The 611-nt window shown below is 70.9% G+C and carries 1 protein-coding gene; it reads right to left on the bottom strand.

What is annotated here, in order from left to right; genetic code table 11:
• Window positions 1–271: 271 nt before the first annotated feature.
• On the bottom strand, window positions 272–611 hold a 340-nt coding region (locus ACS04_RS33315; protein WP_048480603.1), incomplete at its 5' end, for an IS481 family transposase.

The raw sequence follows: 611 nt of genomic DNA, 5'->3' as shown, positions 1-611 counted from the left end.
GCGGCCGTCACCGCGGCCGCCGAACCGGAGCTGCGCATCGAGATCCCGGCGCCGGCCCTCGCCACCGCAGCCGGAAGGCCCCGCCGGGTCCTGCTGCTCTCCCCGGCGGCCCGCCGCTCCCGCAACCGCGAGCGGGACGCCGCGGAGGTCTAGGGGGTCCCGCGAGGTGGCGCCGTCCCGCGCGCAGGACGGGCGGGACCCTGCGGACACCCCCAGGGTCCCCAGGCCGTGGCTTTCGGATCATGGCGGGCCCGGATCCGAAAGACGCGGCCTAGCTGTGTTGTCCGGACAGGTTGGTGACGCGGCTGGCGGGTGTTTGGCCTTGGATGCCGGTGTGGGGTCGGTGGTAGTTGTACCAGTCGATCCAGTCGGTGAAGGCTTCCATCCGTTCGTGGTCTGAGGTGTAGGGCCGGTGGTAGGCCCATTCCTCGAGCAGGGTGCGGTGGAAGCGTTCGACCTTGCCGTTGGTCTGTGGCCGCCAGGGCCTGGTCCAGCGCGGGCTGATGCCCAGATCTGCGCAGGTCTGGTGCCAGGTGTTCTTGGTGTAGGCCCAGGCGTTGTCGGTCAGGACGCGTTCGATGGTGATGCCCCGTTCGGCGAACCAGGCGGTC

It is taken from the genome of Streptomyces roseus, assembly GCF_001044425.1.
Classification (GTDB): domain Bacteria; phylum Actinomycetota; class Actinomycetes; order Streptomycetales; family Streptomycetaceae; genus Streptomyces; species Streptomyces roseus.
Note: the sequence above shows the minus strand (reverse complement) of the source record. Positions and strands in the feature narration are given on the sequence as shown.